The sequence below is a fragment of the Mucilaginibacter aureus genome, assembly GCF_053514885.1.
Genome location: NZ_CP170601.1, coordinates 1,552,789 through 1,570,602, shown reverse-complemented (window position 1 = coordinate 1,570,602; position 17,814 = coordinate 1,552,789). Strand labels below are relative to the sequence as shown.

The following is a 17,814-nucleotide window of genomic DNA, read 5'->3' as shown; positions in this document are numbered from 1 at the left end:
CGGATTTGGCAACCTTTAAAAAGTTGTCAAATCTTATTGATCTTCACCCCATAACCGCGGCTGAACATACGGGTATTTCCAAAAATTGTTTTGTCTTGATTCTTAAACAGGGGGGAAATTGTAAGAATATTTCACCATTGTTTTAGTCTTGATTCCTGACTCTTGATTCTTGCCTCTGTTCACAGGGGGAAATTGTAAGAAATATTTCAGCCCTTCAGCTTCTTTACTTCAGGCTTTTAAGCGTCGCGCCTAACCATACAATATAGCCATAATTATGCAAAAACGCAAGCTTATTGTTCGTTTTGCGTTAGCGATTGCAGCGGATACCGGCCCCGTGGCTAAGGCCTGTGCAGTATGAGCGGAAAGCGCGGCCGTAGGCAACGCCCAAATTAATTTAAAAAAAGTACTTAGGTTCAAGAAAAGGTACTCAACTCCTCAAGGTGGTTAAGACATATTATCCATTATAAAAGTCTCCTCTTGCGCTCGTTTGCAACGAGCGCTTAACATGGTTCAGCGATTGTATCGCGCAAAACAACAATCCCTACAAACAAAAAGCCCCGTCGTTTATCACAACAGGGCTTCGTTTATTTATCTAAGTATTCTTTAATTCAACTTATACGGCGCTATTAAATAAAATTCCGGTATCGCTACATCAAACACACTGTTATCAACCAAACGCAGCATCTGGTATTCGCCTTTCATGCTGCCGGTATCGGTTTTTAGGTTACAGCCCGATACATACTCGTGTGAGTGGCCGGGCTCAATAATTGGCTGCACGCCAACAACGCCTTCGCCTTCCACTTCGCGCTTGGTACCGTTCGAGTCAAATATCGTCCAATGGCGGCGCAATAACTGCACGGTATTACTGCCCACATTCTCGATGTTGATCTTGTAGGCAAACATAAAATGATCGTTCGCCGGGTTTGAGTATTCCGGCTGGTAAACGGTTTCTACCGAAACCTTAACTCCATCTGTAATTGTATTAACCATAATGGTATAACTTTCAATTCAAACATAAATAAAAAAAAATCTAATTGTTTATAAACCACCTAACAAAATGGTTATAAATCAATAAAATTTCCTTCGTTAACTAAATACAGAAAAACAGTTATCAATAACTACGCCATCTCTAACGAAAATTTTTCGCTAATGGTCTGTAAAAGGTCATATAATTCATCGATGTTTTCGGTCGAAACCAGTTTCATCCTGAATTCTTTAAAATTATCCAAACCCTTAAAGTAGTTCGAATAGTGCCTGCGCATTTCAAAAACGCCGGTTTTGGGTCCTTTCCACTCAATCGATTTTTCCAGGTGGATACGGCAATTGTCAACGCGCTCGGCAATGGTAGGTTTTTCCAGGTGCTCGCCGGTGGCAAAAAAATGTTTGATCTCGCGGAATATCCAGGGGTTACCTATCGAGGCCCTGCCGATCATCATGCCATCAACGCCATATTCCATGCGCCAATTGGCAGCTTTTTCGGGCGAGTCGATGTCTCCGTTGCCAAAAATGGGTATCTGTATCCTCGGGTTTTTCTTAATATCACGTATCAGGCTCCAGTCGGCAACGCCTTTATACATTTGCGCACGGGTGCGGCCATGTATGGTTAAGGCTTTGATCCCCACGTCCTGCAGGCGCTCTGCAACTTCGTACACGTTTTTGGTATTGTCGTCCCAGCCCAAACGGGTTTTAACGGTAACGGGCAGGTGTGTGGCTTCAACAACAGCCTTGGTCATGGCTACCATTTTGTCAATATCCTGCAAAAGGCTGGCACCTGCACCACGGCAGGCTACATTTTTTACCGGGCAGCCATAATTAATGTCCATCAGGTCGGGGTTGGCCAGCGTAGCTATTTCGGTAGCTTTGCGCATGCTTTCAATATCGCTGCCGAAAATCTGGATGCCGATAGGGCGCTCATACTCAAATATATCGAGCTTGGCCCTGCTTTTTGCAGCATCGCGTATCAACCCTTCCGACGAGATAAACTCGGTATACATCATGTCGGCGCCGTTTTGTTTGCACACGTAACGAAACGGCGGATCACTTACATCCTCCATCGGCGCAAGCAACAGCGGAAAATTCCCTAAATCAATATTTCCTATTTGAACAGACATGACTATCTTTAAACGCTGCAAAAGTACAAAATTTAACTCATATGAAAGAAAAGCAAGTCGGTACCCTTCATCCAAGTGTTCAATTTTTAATGCTTGCCGGTATATTCGTCGCTTTCTTCGTAGCCGGTGGGGCACTCGGTTTTGGGATAGTTTATTTAGCTTATGGCTCAAAAACTATTGGACACATCACTACTTTTAACACAGCCTACCCCGGGGTTATCAACGGCATTTGGATATTACAGCTCACCAGCACAACCATCCCGTTATTCTTAGCGCCCGTTATTTTCGCAAAATATATCGTGACAGAACCTGGTGACTATTTAAAAGCAGCCTTCCCGTCAAAACCGGTATTGTTTCTGATGGTTTTGGCTGTAATGTTCATTTCATCGCCGGTAATGGAGTTATTGGTCAACCTCAATCAGCAAATGAAATTCCCGCACTTTTTGCAGGGCCTTTACGATTGGATGCGCCACAGCGAAGACCAGGCCCTTAAAGAAACCCAGTTACTGCTAAAAATGAACAGCATTGGCGCTATGCTGTTCGACTTGCTGGTGATTGGCTTGTTAACCGCCATTGCCGAAGAGTTTTTGTTTCGTGGCTGCGTACAAACCATTTTTACCCGCTGGACCAAAAGCCAGCATTGGGGCGTTTGGATAGCGGCAGCATTGTTCAGCGCTTTCCACCTGCAGTTTTTTGGCTTTTTTCCCCGGCTGATGCTGGGCGTGTTTTTTGGTTATTTTGTAACCTGGAGCGGCAGCATCTGGCCGGCAGTATGGGCGCATTTTATCAACAATGGCTCGGCTGTAATTGTAACTTATTTGTTTCAGCAAAAGTTGATCAAGCTTAACCCCGATGATCAGCATGTATTTAATTACTTTGGATATATATTCAGCTTGGTATTAACTGTATTTTTGCTGATAGTTTATCGTAATATTGCACAATCCAAAAAAGCGTTGCCGGTGTAATGGAAAAAGATTGGATCAGGATATTTACTTCCACTAACTTCTATCAATCAGAAATTGTGAAGCAAATGCTTATTGAAAATCAGATCACCAGCGTATTAATTAACAGGCAAGACTCATCGCACCGCAATTTTGGCAATATTGATGTGTATATACACCAGGAAGATTTTAGTAAAGCCATTGAAATTATCATCCTGAACCAAACGTAAGTTTTATGAAGACACGCGCCATAACCGGCCTCTTTTTTATTATCATTATGCTTGCCTCGCTGCTAACCGGGGTGTGGACGTTTACTGCTTTTTTTGCCATTTTAAGCCTTTTGTGTCTTAACGAGTTTTACAAAATGGTTAAAACGGCTAATGTAAACCCCAATATTATTGCCGGTTTAATTGGTGGTGTGCTTATTTTTGTAGGCATAGGCCTGCATTATGTGTTGGTTATCGACTCTAAGTTTCTACTGATCATTGTGCCCGTTATCGGCAGTATTTTTATAGCCGAGTTATATAAACATTCCGAAAATCCGTTTACAAACATTGCCTTCACTATTGTGGGTTTAGCTTACGCGATAGCACCTTTTTGCTTCTTTTTTGCGCTGGCTTTTTTAAAAGGATCATACAGCTATCATTTCCCACTGGCCTTTATGCTCCTGCTTTGGAGCAACGATACCGGCGCCTATGTGGTTGGCCGCTGGTTTGGCCGCACCAAACTGTTTGAGCGCCACTCGCCGCAAAAAACATGGGAGGGCTTTTTTGGCGGCGTATTGTTTGCGGTATTTGTATCTGGTTTAATAGCCTATTATTTTACCGAGATCACCAAATGGGAGTGGGCAGGCATGGCAGCTTTGATAGGTATCTTCGGCACCATGGGCGACCTGGTTGAATCGATGCTTAAACGCAGTTTAAACACCAAAGATTCCGGTAGTTTGCTACCCGGCCACGGTGGTTTGCTCGATAGGTTCGATGGCTTATTTCTTTCGGCACCGCTGGTATTTGCTTACCTGTACTTAATTACAAATTAGTATTTTTGAGATAAAATTAATTGCATACTCAATGACTTTTCACAAAGAGGGCTACACCTCACTGGCGCTATGTGTACTTTTTATATTTGTGCTCAACGCGTTGTTACAATTTTATATACCGCAGGCACATGTGTTTAAATGGATAATTTACATCCTGTCGTTTGCCCTGTTTGCATTCGTTGTTCAGTTTTTCCGTAACCCGTCAATCGCAATAAATACTAACGATAAAGCAGTGTTGTCGCCCGCCGATGGTAAAATTACCGGTATTGAAGAAGTTAACGAGCCCGAATATCTAAAAGATAAAAGCATCCGCATATCAATCCACCTGTCGCCCCTTAATCCGCGTGTTACGCGTAACCCCATCAGTGGCATTGTAAAACACTTTAAATATCGGCCAAAATCAGCTGCAGAAAGCGAACGTGCTGCCATTGCCATACAAAACAGCGCGGGTACAAATGTATTGTTACATCAAACTTCGGGTGCTTTTATATCAGGCATCGTATCCGATGTTAAAGAAGGTGATACCGCCAAACAAGGCGAACCATTAGGCTTTGTAAAATTCGGCAACCGTGTTGATGTGTTTCTGCCATCAGGTGCCGAAGTTAAAGTTGAACCTGGCGAAACGGTAACAGCCGGCGATACTGTTTTGGCTCAGTTAAAATCCTAATTGCAATTCTTAAAGCTCAACAATGGCAGTTTTCATTTACGACAGGCAGTCGAAAAAAACGATAGAAGAAAATGCTTTTAAAGTAAGCGGACTCATCTTTCTGTATAAAACCGTTACCGGGAAATTATTGACCAACCTTATCCTGAAACGGAAATTCATCTCCACAGCTTATGGCCGGGTGATGAAAGGAAAAAGGAGCCTTAAACAGATCCCTAAATTCATCGAGCACTATGATATTGACGTTAGCGAGATCAAAAGGCCGTTAAACTCGTTCGTGAGCTTTAACGATTTCTTTGTTCGTGAGCTCAAGCCCGAAGCCCGCCCCATCGATCACACGCCCGGTCACCTGATATCGCCTGCCGATTCGCGCCTCATGGTATGGGATCTCGCGAAAGCAGAGCAATTGCCCGTAAAAGGCTACTGGTATAAACTGAACGACCTGGTTAAAGATGCCAAACTGGCCGATGAATATGCTGATGGCTGGTGCTTTATGTACCGCCTTGCCCCTTCCGATTATCATCGCTATGGCTATATCGACAATGGCAAACAGGAAAAGGTGAGAAAAATAAAAGGGATACTGCATTCGGTAAACCGCATTGCCCTGGCCGAAACCCCATCGGTAATGGCTAAAAACTACCGCGAGCTAACCGTATTGCATACCGAAAACTTTGGCAAAGTTATACACATTGAAGTTGGCGCTTTGTTTGTAGGCAAAATTGTGCAACGCCAATACGGCGAGTATACTTTTAAACGCGGCGAAGAAAAAGGCCTGTTCGAGTTTGGCGGTTCAACCGTAATACAGCTGTTTAAAAAGAGTGCCGTTAAACCCGATGCCGATATCCTGGAGCAATCCATCAAAAGCATCGAAACACTGGTCAAGATCAACGAAAAGGTCGGCGAAAACTAAGCGTTAGAAATTGCCATCAAAACTCCCTTCTTGAGAAGGGGTGTAGTTGGAATGCGCGCAATGGCGGGGATGTGTTCTTCACCGCCTAAAAAGCCACTATTTCTTAATAACATAAGTATTATCCGCCTTATTCACATCCACATCATAAATACCGCCCAGCACTAATTTATCCATTGGTTTATCTGCCGCAAAGGTAATGTCAACTTCTTTGTTGCCGTTTTTCCAGCACGATATATCTTTATGGATCAGTTTGGTAGTGCCATCCTGATAATAAACGGTCAGGTCAACCGGCACTATCTTGGTTCCTATATTGCTGATGATGGCCGTGTATTCCTTATGGGTCTTCTGTGCTACTTTAGTTATCGCCTGGTCGGGCGTGCCGCGGTCAATAAACCAGTTTTTCCAAAACCAGTTCAGGTTAATGCCGGCCCCGGTATTCATACAATTAAAAAAATCGTAGGGCATAGGGTGCTTGCCGTGCCATTGCTCAATATAATAGTGCAGGGCTTTGGTAAACAAGGCATCGCCCAGCATATCGCGCACATACATATACCCAAGCCCCGGTTTAGGGTACGAGTTAACAATATAGCTCGGTGTGGTTTGCTGTGTCGATAAGGTCATGATCGGCAAATCTTCCTCTTTGCCTGCTATAACCTCGTATGATGCTAAACCATCCACATCAACCACTTTGGGGTCTATCATACTGCTCAGCGTCCATTCGCCAATGGTGGCCCAGCCCTCATCCATCCAGGCGTATTTGGTCTCGTTTATCCCCATATAAAACGGGAACATGGTATGGAACACTTCATGGTCGGTTAGCTCTATCGCATCATCTGTTTTTTCTAAGGGGTTATCATTAACCATCATAGGGTATTCCATCTGGTCAAGGCCATCAACAACAGTTTCGTGCGCGTAGGGGAAGGGCCATTTCGGGAAAGTATGGCTCATCAGCGATACCGTTTTCCGTGCAAAATCAATCACCGGGTAGTAATCCTTATGCGCGGGGTTAAAAACGGCGTCAACACGCGTACGCCTGCCCGTAACCGTATCTACCACAGGGCTCGCCGCCATCCATAGATAATGGTCGCTGGTGGCAAAAACAAAATCGGTAACATTATCGGCTTCAAACTTCCAGGTATTTAATGCCTTTTTAGTGGTGATGTTACCCGCCTGTAGATCAGCTTCGCTTACAATGGTGGTTACGTCGCCGGTCTGTTCTGCCTGGCCTATCAGTTTTACTATCCTGTCATTATACACATCTGCCGCATTTTTCAAGTCGCCGGTTGCCCAAACCTGGTAATTGCCCGGCACGGTTACTTCGGCATTAAAATGACAAAAATCGTTGTAAAACTCTTCTGTACCTAAATAGGGGTATTTGTTCCAGCCGTCAATGTCATCATAAACCGCTATCCGCGGGAAAAAATACGCAACAAAATACGATCCCGAATCAACCTGGCCGGTACGCACATGCGAGGCACGGTTCAGCTTGTACGAATAGCTGATATCAACATGAAGTTTTTGTTTGGATAACAGCGGCGTAATATTGACCGACATATTGGTTGCATCCATATTGATGTCCTCAACGTTCTGGCTGGCATTATTGATCGTCATTTTTTGGATCTGCACCCCGTCGTTCATGTCCGCCGCATCAACTCTATAATTGCGCATTACCCCCTTTTTATAAAAATTAGGGTAAAGCTTAAACCAAAGCTGCTTTAAAGTATCCGGACTGTTATTGGTATAATCAATACTTACCGTACCGCTCAGGTTGCGCGTACGCGGATCAAAGTTCACCTTAATGCTGTAATCGGCAGTGTTTTGCCAATAGTTTTTACCCGGAGCACCGTTAAGAGTACGGGTTTGTTTACTATAAGTTTGCTCAATGTTTAGCGGCTGCTGCAAATTTGTTTGCGCAAACGAGCCGCACGCATAAAAAATAAAAAGTATAAAAAGCAGTCCGGATCTGATCATGATAATCTTTTAAAGATACGTGTTACTTAACTATTTGTTTGTAAAACGTGTTTCCTGCTACATTAATTTTCAAGTTACTGATTTTTATCCAATAAAAAAGCCATCCTGAAAATCAGGATGGCTCTGCTTTATGTTTTGAGTGATTAAATACCCGGATCTACCTGGGTCTCTACAGCATCCTGCACGCTTTGCGGCAGTGCCGATAACAGGTTATAACCGGTGGCCGCCTCAATTGAGCGTACAGTTACTTTGTATTGTTTCCAATCGGATTGAATGCTGTTAATATTTGGCGTATTAATGGATATCACGTGGGTGGTATTGGTTACCCTGTACAGGTCGCCGTTACCTACCGGTATCACTACAGCCACTTTCCAAACATTACTTGGTACATTAACATGTCCGCTATTAATGGTTTGGAACGTACCTACTGATCCTGTACCACCTGTACCATAGCTTCCCATAATGATATACACTTCGTAACCCGATGAAGTTAACGAACGCAAATAATTTTCAAAGTTTGCCCAGGTTTGCTGGTTATTGTTTGGTGCCTGTGGTATCATATTGGTCATCAGGAAGGTAGCCGAGTTAGCATCCTTCGAGCTTGTCCTGTCTGCCGAAGGGCAGTTGTGTCCCCTGTCAAAACCACTACCCGAATAGCTGTTGCTCTGTACCTGGTATAAACCAACAGGCAAACCGGTAAAAGCAGCAAAGTTATCCAACCTGCCGGTAGCATTGGTTGTGTTAGTTGCATCCAGGTGCCAGCTAACCCAGTTTGGCTCGCCTTTGGTGGCATTGTAGCTTTCTACATAATAGTGCTGGTCGATCAATAAATTATCGTTTGATGTAGCTGCGGCATTTGATGGGTTACCAAACAGCATATTGCTGTTATCGCCCGCTGATGGCGGCGCGTCGGCCCCAAAGGTTATTCCTCTGCCTGCTGATGCAGTAGTTGTACTGCTGGTGTCGGCCGGTGGGGTATCCGGTATTACCACGCCCGGGTCGCCAAGGCCTTTAAATATAATATCATCAATGTTTACACGTACGGTGGCCGATGATTTAGCAATTTTTAAACGTATTTTGCCGGTAGTGGTAATTTTAAACGAGTCGGTTACTAACGCTGTACCTGTTTCGTTAATAGTATTGCCTATTTTGATATAAGTTGTACCACCGTCGGTTGAACCATCCAGCTCCCAGGTGGTAGCTGCGTCCGTACCGTAACGGGCGTGACTGATGTATACTGTTTTTAAACCGGATATGTCAAAGTTCATACCCAATGAACCGGTACGTAACCTGACTGAATGACCATCATCTTTAACATCGGCGCTTGAACTGCCAATTAATGCATCATTAAAATCCCAGCTACCTGTTGATAAAGTTACATTGGCATCTCCATAGCCGCCCTTGGTTCCGTATTCAAAGTTTTCTACCAGCGAATAAGGAATGGTAGCCGGATCAACAGGGGCTACTGTTCCGCTACCTGGTATAGGCGTGTTAACCAGCTGTGATGCATCGGGCTGCGCTACTTTTGCGCAGGATGCAAATACAACAGCAATTATTGAAACAGCAAATAGGTACTTAATTTTCATTTTTGGGATATTAAATCTTTTACAAAGGAAACGTTTACATGTTAACTGAATGTTAAAGATACTGATTTAATTTTATTAATTACTGCATTTTTTTTACAAAAACCTCTCATTAAAAAACAATTATGCAAAAAAATAGGCCGTATTTAACAAAACGGCCTCTTTTTAATTATATTAACTTATTGTTATTTAGCGGCGCAAATAATTGTTTACCCCAACATTGCCGAGGACGAACTCATAACGATGGCGACATAGGCAAACTGGTAGCCATTATTGAGGGCTAATATTTAATTTTTAGCCAGCCTGGCCTTACCCTTCCAGAAGAGGGTGCCGGGGTGAAAATGTTTCCATGAGCGCCAATATTCCTGGTAGGCCTGTAGTTTTGCCAGCTGTTGGCCTTTTTGCTCGCCAGAGGTACATAAGCCATCCCAATTCCAAACAGAGGCCGTTTCTTTATCGGTTAGCTGGCTATTGGCATCCTGGTTAAAATGCAATACCTGGCCTTTTAGGGTACTGTTAAACGCATTGTAATTAATGTTGTCCTTTTGTATAGTTATTAATACGGTACCACCGCCAAATTTATCATTTAATACATGCTGTTTGCAAAGTGTACGCCAATCATACGCCTTGGCCTGCCCATTTAATATTACCCCAATAACCCAACTTTTATTAATTAACGAATCTTTGTTTTTAAGCGTACTATCCTTATCAATAACTTGTAAGCGGTCGTAATTTTTTAAATCGGCATAATCACCGGCATATATTTTATCGGGCTGCATTACCAACGATGTGGGGTGCTGTTGCAGCCATTGGGCCAAGGTTGTTTGCTCATATGCAATTTCATCAAGATGCTGCCCTTTTAGCTTACCAACTGCCGCATCGCCCGTTGCCTGGTACCACCATGTTTTGGTGCCTTCATCCTCAATTATGGCATTATAATGCCTTGCCCCAACCAGCCTAAAATTTTGCCTTACACCATTTATAACCGGGTTATAAACCCTGCCTGTACGGCACATGGTGCAATAAGTTACTAAAACAGGTTTGGTGCCAACCTCATCCTGCACTTTATGATGGTAGCCTAAATAAATTAATGGGTAAGCTTTGGCCACGCCGTTATTAACCACCCCAACCACCAGGTAACTTAAGGGTACCCGGTTTGTTAAGCCAGTGGCAAATTTTAAAGCCGTTGTTTCTTTAAACATAGTTTCGGCTTTGTATTTTACATCGGTAAAATACAAGCTTACTAAACACAGCAGCAATACTGTCAATTTAACAACCTTGCCTTTAGTTGAGCCTGCCGAAAAATATTTAAAAAGGTACCAAACAATAAGCAAAGCACCGGCAATGCGTAGTGGGCTTACTACTTTTTCCAGGTAATAGCATACCGTAATGGCATTTAAATCCTGGCTGCCGGGGAAAGGCATCAGCAGGTAAGCATGTACCAAACCTGGTAATACCAACAATATAATTCCCCACCAAAATATGGGTACGTTATTTTTTGCTTTCATTATAATTTATTAACCCGGTTTTAACGGCCAGCAGCTATAGGAAACTGACTTATAATTAACCCGAATTTATTAAAATAAATACAATAAAAGCACAATACAACCACATTTTAAAATGATATACCGGCCTAAAAAAAAATAAATATACCGGCCTAAATTGAACTCTTAGTTCAAATATTTGGTCAAGTCTTCAGACATCGGGGTAACCTGCGAACGGAAGCGGTGTACCAGTTTGCCGTTTTCATCCAGCAAAAATTTCTCAAAGTTCCATTTGATCTCGCCGGTAAAATCAGGGTTTGGCGCGCTGGTTAAATATTTAAATAACGGATCGATGTCATCGCCTTTAACGCTGATCTTGGTGCTTAGCGGGAAGGTGATACCAAAAGTTTGTGAGCAAAACTGTTTAATGGTTGGATCGCTGCCTGGCTCCTGCCCGCCAAAGTTATTTGCAGGGAAACCAACAACTACCAGCTTGCCTTTATATTTATCGGCTAATTGTTGCAGCTCGGCATATTGTTTGGTGTAGCCGCATTGTGAGGCGGTGTTAACAACCAATATTTTTTTGCCTTTGTACTGGGCCAGGCTAAAGGCTTTGCCGTCAATATTTTTCAGTTTAAATTCATAAGCCGGACTAACAGCTACAAAAAACAGCGTGCAGATCAATGCTAAAGTTTTCATGGTTTAATTTTTTAAGTTTAAGTACGGTGATAATACTTGCTTTTTGTGATTTTGGTTGCCTAAGCGGCTGAAATACAAGACAATTTTAAGCAGATTTTAGCGCATTCTATCAAAAAATCGCTAACGTATTTAAAATTTTACCTGGGCAAGGTAAAAATCCTCTTTTTGGGTCATTAGGTCCTTGTCGGCTTTGGTTTTGTCTTTATAGCCTAACAGGTGTAGCGCGCCATGTATAATTACGCGGTGCAACTCATCGGCTTCATTTGCCGAAAACTTTGCCGCGTTTTCGCGGATGCGGTCTATCGAAATAAAAATATCGCCAATTATTACGCCCTCAGTTTCCGAATTATCAAACGTAATGATATCCGTATAGGTATCATGGTTTAAATACTGCCGGTTAAGCTCAATCAGGTAATTATCAGAACAAGCAATATAATTAAGCTCTTTTAACTTATAGCCTTCGGCAATAACCGTATCTTTTATCCATTCGCGCAGCGCGGTTTTGTTTTTCGGTTTAAATCTGATATCCTCTTCAAAAAAGAAAACAGGTATACGGGGCATGTTAAAATTTAAATAGTAGCTCAACCTCGTTGCCGGTTGTATTAAAAATACATTGGTCGGCCAGTTGTTTAACAATAAAAACGCCCCGGCCTGTCAGGTTCTCCAGGTTTTCGGGTGCGGTAGGGTCGGGCAGCTTGTTATAGTCAAATCCTTCGCCTTCGTCGGTAATGGTCCAGCTAACACGGCGGCCATCTACCTCTGCGTTTATAATTACTTTTTTATTTTCATCCAGCTTGTTTCCGTGTACTATCGCATTAATAAATACCTCATTTAGGCAGGTCATCATATTTGCAAAAGTATCATCCGGAATGTGGTATTTACTTGCCATCACTTCAATCAAATTTTCGAGCGCGTTAAGGCTTTCCATTTTTGATGGTAGTTGCAAAGTAAATAATTCGCCGGTATCTATATTGGGCTGTTCCATATTACTTGCCATTAATTTGATCAAAATATTGTTTAACTTTTGATTTGTAATAAAAATTCAGGGTTGGGGGTACAGTTTGTATCTGCTCCGTTTGTTTGTTTTTAATCTGCTGATAGTTTTGTAGTGCTTTAATGTAACCGGGTGGAATATCTTTACCAGCATTGCTCTCTCTTCGTTGCTCCTGTTCCCGTTCCTGTTCAGCTTTCTCGGCCTCTAATAAACGTGTTTGTATTTGTTGTTGCCGTTTAAGGGTTTCGTCAAGTACTTTTCTGTTTACGAGATCTTTTTCAGTTTGTTCCATTTGCTTCGAAATATTATCCAGATCACCTAACCCCTTTGTACCGTCTTTGTTTTCCTGATTATTGATCTGCTGCAGTGCCTGGCGTATCTGCTGCTGCTCTCTCGCCATCCTTGCCAGTTGTTCGCTCATGCCATTTTGCCCTTGTTTGCTTTGCCCCTGGTTACCTTGCTGTTGCATCTGCTCGCGCATTTTTTGCATGTTTTTATTCAACTGCTGCTGCATTTGGCTTAGTTGTGATAACGATGGCTGCTTTTTCTTTCCTGCCCCCCCTTTGGCATTTTTCATCATTTTTTGCACGTTGTCCAATGCATCCGCCAACATTAGTGCCAAATTATTCATCGATGTCATGGCGTATTGCTGATTTCGGTTCGCTTCATTGGTATGGCGCTCGCCTAAGTTGCTTAATGCCTGGTCAATATTTGTATTAATAGTGGCTACTTCTTTGTTTACTGTCGACTGTATTTGTGGCACCCGTTTGCTTAGTGAATATAAACTATCCTCCACATTTTTCAAATTATCTTTAATATCTTTTTGTTTTTGCGACCAGGTGATATAAGCCGGGTCGTTAGTGTTCATTGTGCGTAGCGTTTGCATCGTTTTTTCCTGATCGAACGAGCTGTTAACCAGGTTTTTGATCAGCTCTCGCAGTTGCTGTACATCTATTTGCGATTGCTCGTCTTCTTCCTGCTGCTGCATTTGCTGTAGCTTTTGCGATAGCTGTTTCATTTGCTGGGCAGCTTGTTTTTGCGCCTGAGATGCCTTCGGTTTGTTGTTTTTACTCAACTCGTCGCTGCTTTTATCCATTTGCTCATCAATGTTCTGCTCATCCTTTTTGGGCTCTTCAAAATCACTTTTCTGCTCAAGCTGGTCATTTTTTTGCTTCACATCTTCCAGCGATTTTTTGATATCCTTAAAATCATTATTCAATTGATCCTGCTTTTGCTGCAAATCCTTTTGATCGCTGTTGGGCTGTTTGGTTTGATCGGATAATTTTTCCAGCTTATCTGCCGTTTTGTTCAACTGGTCAATATTTTCTTTCAGCTTTTGTTCAACCTCCAGTTTTTTGTACAGTTCAAGCATCCGGTCGAGCTCCTTTTTCAGCGATTTGCTGTCCATCTGCATTTTTTGCAGTTGATCCTGCGCCGGGTCCTTCTGGTTTTGTTCCAACATTTGCTGCAGGTTTTTGAGCAGCTCTTTGGTCTTTTCGTCTAACACATGGTCAAACAGATCTTTAATTTGCTTTTGCTTATCTAATATCTCCTGGTCCTGTTGCTTGTTCTCCTGTCTGTCGAATAAATTTTGCTGGTTTTCTTTCTGGATATCCTTAACCAGGTTCTCCAATTCCTTCCGTTTTTGCAACAGGTCCTGGATCTGCTTTTTCTCGTCGAACGATAACGAGTTTTTATTCATCAGCAACTGCGTTAGTTTTTGGGCATCCTTCTCCACATCGCCCGAAAGCTTAATGGCCGATTGCATTTTTTGTTTAACCGATTGTGAGCCCGCTTCCAGTTGCTTATTCAATTCCTTTTCGGTAGGCACGTGCAAGGTATGTTCGGCCGAGCGTACTTTTTTTGGCCCGTTTACTCCATCATTATCGGCAATCTCAAAATAGTAAGTCACTTCATCGCCTGGTTTGGCACCAACATCTTTCAGGTTCCAGAAGTAAAAAAAGTCGGCCTGCGGATTATTCAGGTCGGCCTTTACGGCTTGTGCCGATGTTCTTGGCTTTTGATTATCATGCGCATCAATACTATAATGAAATGTTAACGATGAAAATCCATAGTCATCCTGTATCTTACCATTAAAATATACCGCTTTTGAGCTTACCGAATCCTGTTTCTCTTCAACGGCTATCAACGGCGCCTGGTCGGCAATTACATTAATACGGTACGCCGCCGAATCGCCATGGCTAACCATACTATTGATAGCCTTAAGCGTATAAATGCACGGCTTTAATATCCTTTCGGTATGTAAAAAAGCATTTTCGGCACCCGGTATTTGCACAACACGGTCGCCAATGCCAAACAACAGCGTGTTAGCATTTTGGGTATGCAACTGCCAATGCACTGTGGTTCCCTCAGGGATGGTCAGGTCGCCGGCATTATTTAATTGTTCGTTTTTTTTGTGGATATATGCGGGATATTGCAGGCCAACATCAAACCTTAATAACGATGGCTTCAGGTTTACACTGATCTCGTATTCGGCTGATGCAAAGTCATTCCCGATCAGCTTAAAATGCACATTTTGCTGCAGGTTCGAAAAAATGTAGCTAAACCGGCTTACATTTTCCTTGTTCAGCTTAAAAACATTGTTGCCGGTTTCCAGGTAAACATCATTCGGAAACTGGTCGCCGGTAAGCTTAAGCTCCAGTTTAAGATCTTCGCCCTGTACTGCCGACAGGTTTTTGTTAACAATAACAAAATTAAACGGCGCCTTGGGTGCAAAATACTGGTTGTGTTTGATCAGCCTTTCGGTACCATCCTTTAAAACCGATGGGGCGGTAAATGCCAGTATCACAATAATGCAAAATGGCACCAATGCCCATTTTAAATATTTTACGTTTTCTTTAATGCGTATAGCCGATGGAAAACTGATGGGTTTAAGCGCAACGATCTTTTGATCGATACTGGCCTCGATCAGTTTTTGCTGTGCCGGATTTTCGTCGGCAAGGCGCTTAAGCTGTAGGGTGTTTAAAAGCTTATCCTTAACATCGGCAAAATGGGTGCCTATAATTTCGGCAGCGGTATCATGGCTAATGGTTTTGCCCAATTTAAAGTAGGCCAGCAATGGCGGCAAAACAAGCCAGGCAAAAACTACGCTGTTGATAATGATATAGCCAAAAAACAGTATACCGCGCAAGGCGGTGCTAAAATGGCCAACATATTCACTTAACGTAATGGCTACATAACCAGCAAACAAAATTGCACCCAAAAAAATAGCACCACGCAGTAATTTATTTAAATAATACCTGCGTATAAAGGTGTCGATCTTTTGGATCAGCAAATTGTAATTGCCTGCAGCCTCCATAAATGTTTAATAGGTTAAAAGTAATAAACATTGCGTTAAAAACGATATAAAACACACATAATTGCGTTGCAGCCAGGTACTTTTTATTTGAATGGTTTTGATTACTATTTTTTTTAAATTTGCAATGTTCTGTCTTCATACCGGCAAAGTAGGTTTTACATATAATTTACCGCTTTAGGCACAATGCAATATGTGTACGCTAAAAGTTGCCCGATGATGAGCAGAGCGCCGACAATGCTTTAATTAAAAAGATGATACCGCTTAGGTTGGTTGTGATTTTTAATAGAAATATGCTATCTTTCAACCATAATTTTAAATAATTAACCATCGGGAGACATACTTATAGCTTACATGGAAGAAAGAAGATCATCAAGAAGGCCCGAGAGCGAATTAGATTGGAATAAGGTTTCAAAGCAGTGGATATTGGTAAGCCAGCTTTTTGTGATCGTTTTTCTGGTTTGCCTCATTGTTGTGATAACCTACACCACGGTTGATTTTCCATATAACGTTTTTGTGATCGGCATAGAGATCGCTCTAAGCATCATGTCGGTGTTTATGGTGATACGTGCCAATACCATCCGCAGGCGCAAGCATCGCCAAAACAACCAATACCGTTAGTTATATTCCATCGCATAGTATAGCGTCTTAATAAAAGGCTGCAATATTTATTAGGCAATGTGTTAAGCCAGCATATCTATTATAATTTAGGTCTACAAATTAAAAAACTACCCTCTGGCGCTTATTATTACATGATTACCGCCCGCGACAGCAAGCAGGTACTCACCGGCCCGATAACTATTCTATATTAAGAGCAAGCTTCGCCACACTTATTTTTGAAACGGGAGTTATTTAATTTTCTATATCTTTATACATCAGTCAGCTATCCCATGTTATCTGCATTTTTTAATGTTATTATTCTGATGGGTGCCTTGCAGGGATTTATCATTAGCATCCTGCTGTTCTTTTCGCGTAAGCATCATACACCCAATAAATTATTGGCCGTATTTATTTTCCTCATCGCCCTGGCTTGTTTTAATCTCTGTTTAGCCAATCAAAAATGGGCCTCATCGGGTTCGGTTATGCCATTGGTTATGGCTGTTGTGCCTATGGTTGTTGTAATGCCCATGGGGCCTCTGCTGTTTTTTTACACCAGGGCATCACTACATCCTGATTTTAGCCTCACCAAAAAAGATAAACTTCAATTTGTAACCGTAATAATCGATCTGTTTCCTTATTTAACCGCTATCTTTTTCATCATCGGTGTGCTATCGGGTCTTCTAAAAAACAACACTTACAACGTTGGGCTTTTTATCGATAATTATAATGTGTACTCGGATATTCCACGTTGGCTATCGTTAACCATTTATCTTACCCTGTCTATCCGGTATATCACAGCTTTCAAAAATACTGCCCGGGCACAGGGTATGGCCAGGCAACTAAAATGGTTAAGGCAATTAACTATAGCCTTTATCATTTTCCAGTCTATCTGGTTAGTTTATCTCGTTCCGTACGTAATACCGGCTTACGGCTACAGGTTACTCAACCTGGTAAACTGGTATCCCTTATATGTGCCCATGTCTATCCTTATTTATTGGTTGGGGATAAAAGGCTACTTGATGATGCAGGCTCAGCCGTACACTGCTAAAAAGGCGGTCACTTCCCTGCCCGATATCGAATCAACCAAGCTTATCGCGATACTAAAGGATACCATGGAGCGGGATACGCTGTACTTAAACCCTGCGCTTAATTTAAGCCTGCTTTCCAAACATACGGCTATACCGCAAAAAACAATTTCGGCGGTGTTAAACCAATATCAGCACCAAAGTTTTAACGAATTTGTGAACGGGTATCGCGTTAACGCTTTTAAACAAAAAGTTTTTGCCGATGATGTTAAACATTTAACCATTGCCGGCATCGCGGCCGAATGCGGTTTTAATTCGCAGGCTACTTTTCAGCGAACTTTCAGGCAATTAACAGGCTTGTCTCCATCCGAATTTAAATTACAGGCCACAAGATCTGTTTAAACAGTACTCAAATCCGGATTTGAGCAGTGTTTAATTTTAGCTGCGATGCCATCTGCGCGACATTTACACGAAAAA

General features: G+C 42.3%; 16 protein-coding genes. 7 read left to right on the top strand and 9 right to left on the bottom strand.

Translation table 11 applies throughout. The annotated features are described in order from the left end of the window. Positions 1-603: 603 nt before the first annotated feature. A complete protein-coding gene (gene apaG / locus ACFGVR_RS06695) occupies positions 604-990 on the bottom strand; it encodes a Co2+/Mg2+ efflux protein ApaG (protein ID WP_448701945.1) in 387 nt (128 codons plus the stop codon). Positions 991-1,118: 128 nt separating this feature from the next. Continuing rightward, a complete protein-coding gene (dusB, locus tag ACFGVR_RS06690; protein WP_448701944.1) occupies positions 1,119-2,111 on the bottom strand; it encodes a tRNA dihydrouridine synthase DusB in 993 nt (330 codons plus the stop codon). A gap of 41 nt (positions 2,112-2,152) precedes the next feature. Here dusB and ACFGVR_RS06685 point away from each other — a divergent pair, with 41 nt between their 5' ends. The 5 genes from ACFGVR_RS06685 to ACFGVR_RS06665 are packed head-to-tail and all read left to right on the top strand — an operon-like array spanning position 2,153 to position 5,665. Continuing rightward, positions 2,153-3,076, top strand: a complete 924-nt coding sequence (locus ACFGVR_RS06685) for a CPBP family intramembrane glutamic endopeptidase (protein ID WP_448701943.1) — start codon at positions 2,153-2,155, stop codon at positions 3,074-3,076. Then, positions 3,076-3,282 (top strand): hypothetical protein, encoded by a 207-nt coding sequence (locus ACFGVR_RS06680; protein WP_448701942.1) that lies wholly within the window; start codon positions 3,076-3,078, stop codon positions 3,280-3,282. Before ACFGVR_RS06685 ends, ACFGVR_RS06680 begins: the two co-directional genes overlap by 1 nt. A 5-nt stretch (positions 3,283-3,287) precedes the next feature. After that, positions 3,288-4,091 (top strand): phosphatidate cytidylyltransferase, encoded by an 804-nt coding sequence (locus tag ACFGVR_RS06675; RefSeq protein WP_448701941.1) that lies wholly within the window; start codon positions 3,288-3,290, stop codon positions 4,089-4,091. A gap of 31 nt (positions 4,092-4,122) precedes the next feature. Beyond that, positions 4,123-4,758 (top strand): phosphatidylserine decarboxylase, encoded by a 636-nt coding sequence (locus ACFGVR_RS06670; RefSeq protein WP_448701939.1) that lies wholly within the window; start codon positions 4,123-4,125, stop codon positions 4,756-4,758. Positions 4,759-4,780: 22 nt separating this feature from the next. Then, positions 4,781-5,665 (top strand): phosphatidylserine decarboxylase, encoded by an 885-nt coding sequence (locus tag ACFGVR_RS06665; RefSeq protein ID WP_448701938.1) that lies wholly within the window; start codon positions 4,781-4,783, stop codon positions 5,663-5,665. 96 nt (positions 5,666-5,761) lie between these two features. Here the strand turns inward: ACFGVR_RS06665 and ACFGVR_RS06660 are convergent, their stop codons facing one another. From ACFGVR_RS06660 to ACFGVR_RS06630, 7 genes are all read right to left on the bottom strand, one after another. Then, positions 5,762-7,636: a M1 family metallopeptidase gene (locus ACFGVR_RS06660; RefSeq protein WP_448701937.1), complete on the bottom strand. Its 1,875-nt coding sequence runs from the start codon at positions 7,634-7,636 to the stop codon at positions 5,762-5,764. 143 nt (positions 7,637-7,779) lie between these two features. Then, positions 7,780-9,222, bottom strand: a complete 1,443-nt coding sequence (locus tag ACFGVR_RS06655) for a DNA/RNA non-specific endonuclease (protein WP_448701936.1) — start codon at positions 9,220-9,222, stop codon at positions 7,780-7,782. 284 nt (positions 9,223-9,506) lie between these two features. Further along, positions 9,507-10,727, bottom strand: a complete 1,221-nt coding sequence (locus ACFGVR_RS06650; RefSeq protein ID WP_448701935.1) for a DUF3179 domain-containing (seleno)protein — start codon at positions 10,725-10,727, stop codon at positions 9,507-9,509. A 162-nt stretch (positions 10,728-10,889) separates the two neighbouring features. Then, a complete protein-coding gene (locus ACFGVR_RS06645) occupies positions 10,890-11,402 on the bottom strand; it encodes a glutathione peroxidase (protein ID WP_448701934.1) in 513 nt (170 codons plus the stop codon). A gap of 129 nt (positions 11,403-11,531) precedes the next feature. Next, entirely contained in the window at positions 11,532-11,963 is a 432-nt protein-coding gene (gene ybeY / locus ACFGVR_RS06640) for an rRNA maturation RNase YbeY (RefSeq protein ID WP_448701933.1), read from the bottom strand. A 1-nt stretch (position 11,964) separates the two neighbouring features. Further along, entirely contained in the window at positions 11,965-12,387 is a 423-nt protein-coding gene (locus tag ACFGVR_RS06635; protein WP_448701932.1) for an ATP-binding protein, read from the bottom strand. Position 12,388: 1 nt separating this feature from the next. Beyond that, positions 12,389-15,715: a DUF4175 family protein gene (locus tag ACFGVR_RS06630; protein ID WP_448701931.1), complete on the bottom strand. Its 3,327-nt coding sequence runs from the start codon at positions 15,713-15,715 to the stop codon at positions 12,389-12,391. A gap of 351 nt (positions 15,716-16,066) precedes the next feature. Between ACFGVR_RS06630 and ACFGVR_RS06625 the strand changes: the two genes are divergently transcribed. Then, a complete protein-coding gene (locus ACFGVR_RS06625) occupies positions 16,067-16,333 on the top strand; it encodes a hypothetical protein (RefSeq protein ID WP_448701930.1) in 267 nt (88 codons plus the stop codon). Between the two features lie 269 nt (positions 16,334-16,602). Further along, the gene (locus ACFGVR_RS06620) at positions 16,603-17,739 is read left to right on the top strand and encodes a helix-turn-helix domain-containing protein (RefSeq protein ID WP_448701929.1); all 1,137 of its coding nucleotides are present in this window, start codon (positions 16,603-16,605) and stop codon (positions 17,737-17,739) included. Positions 17,740-17,814 lie beyond the last annotated feature (75 nt).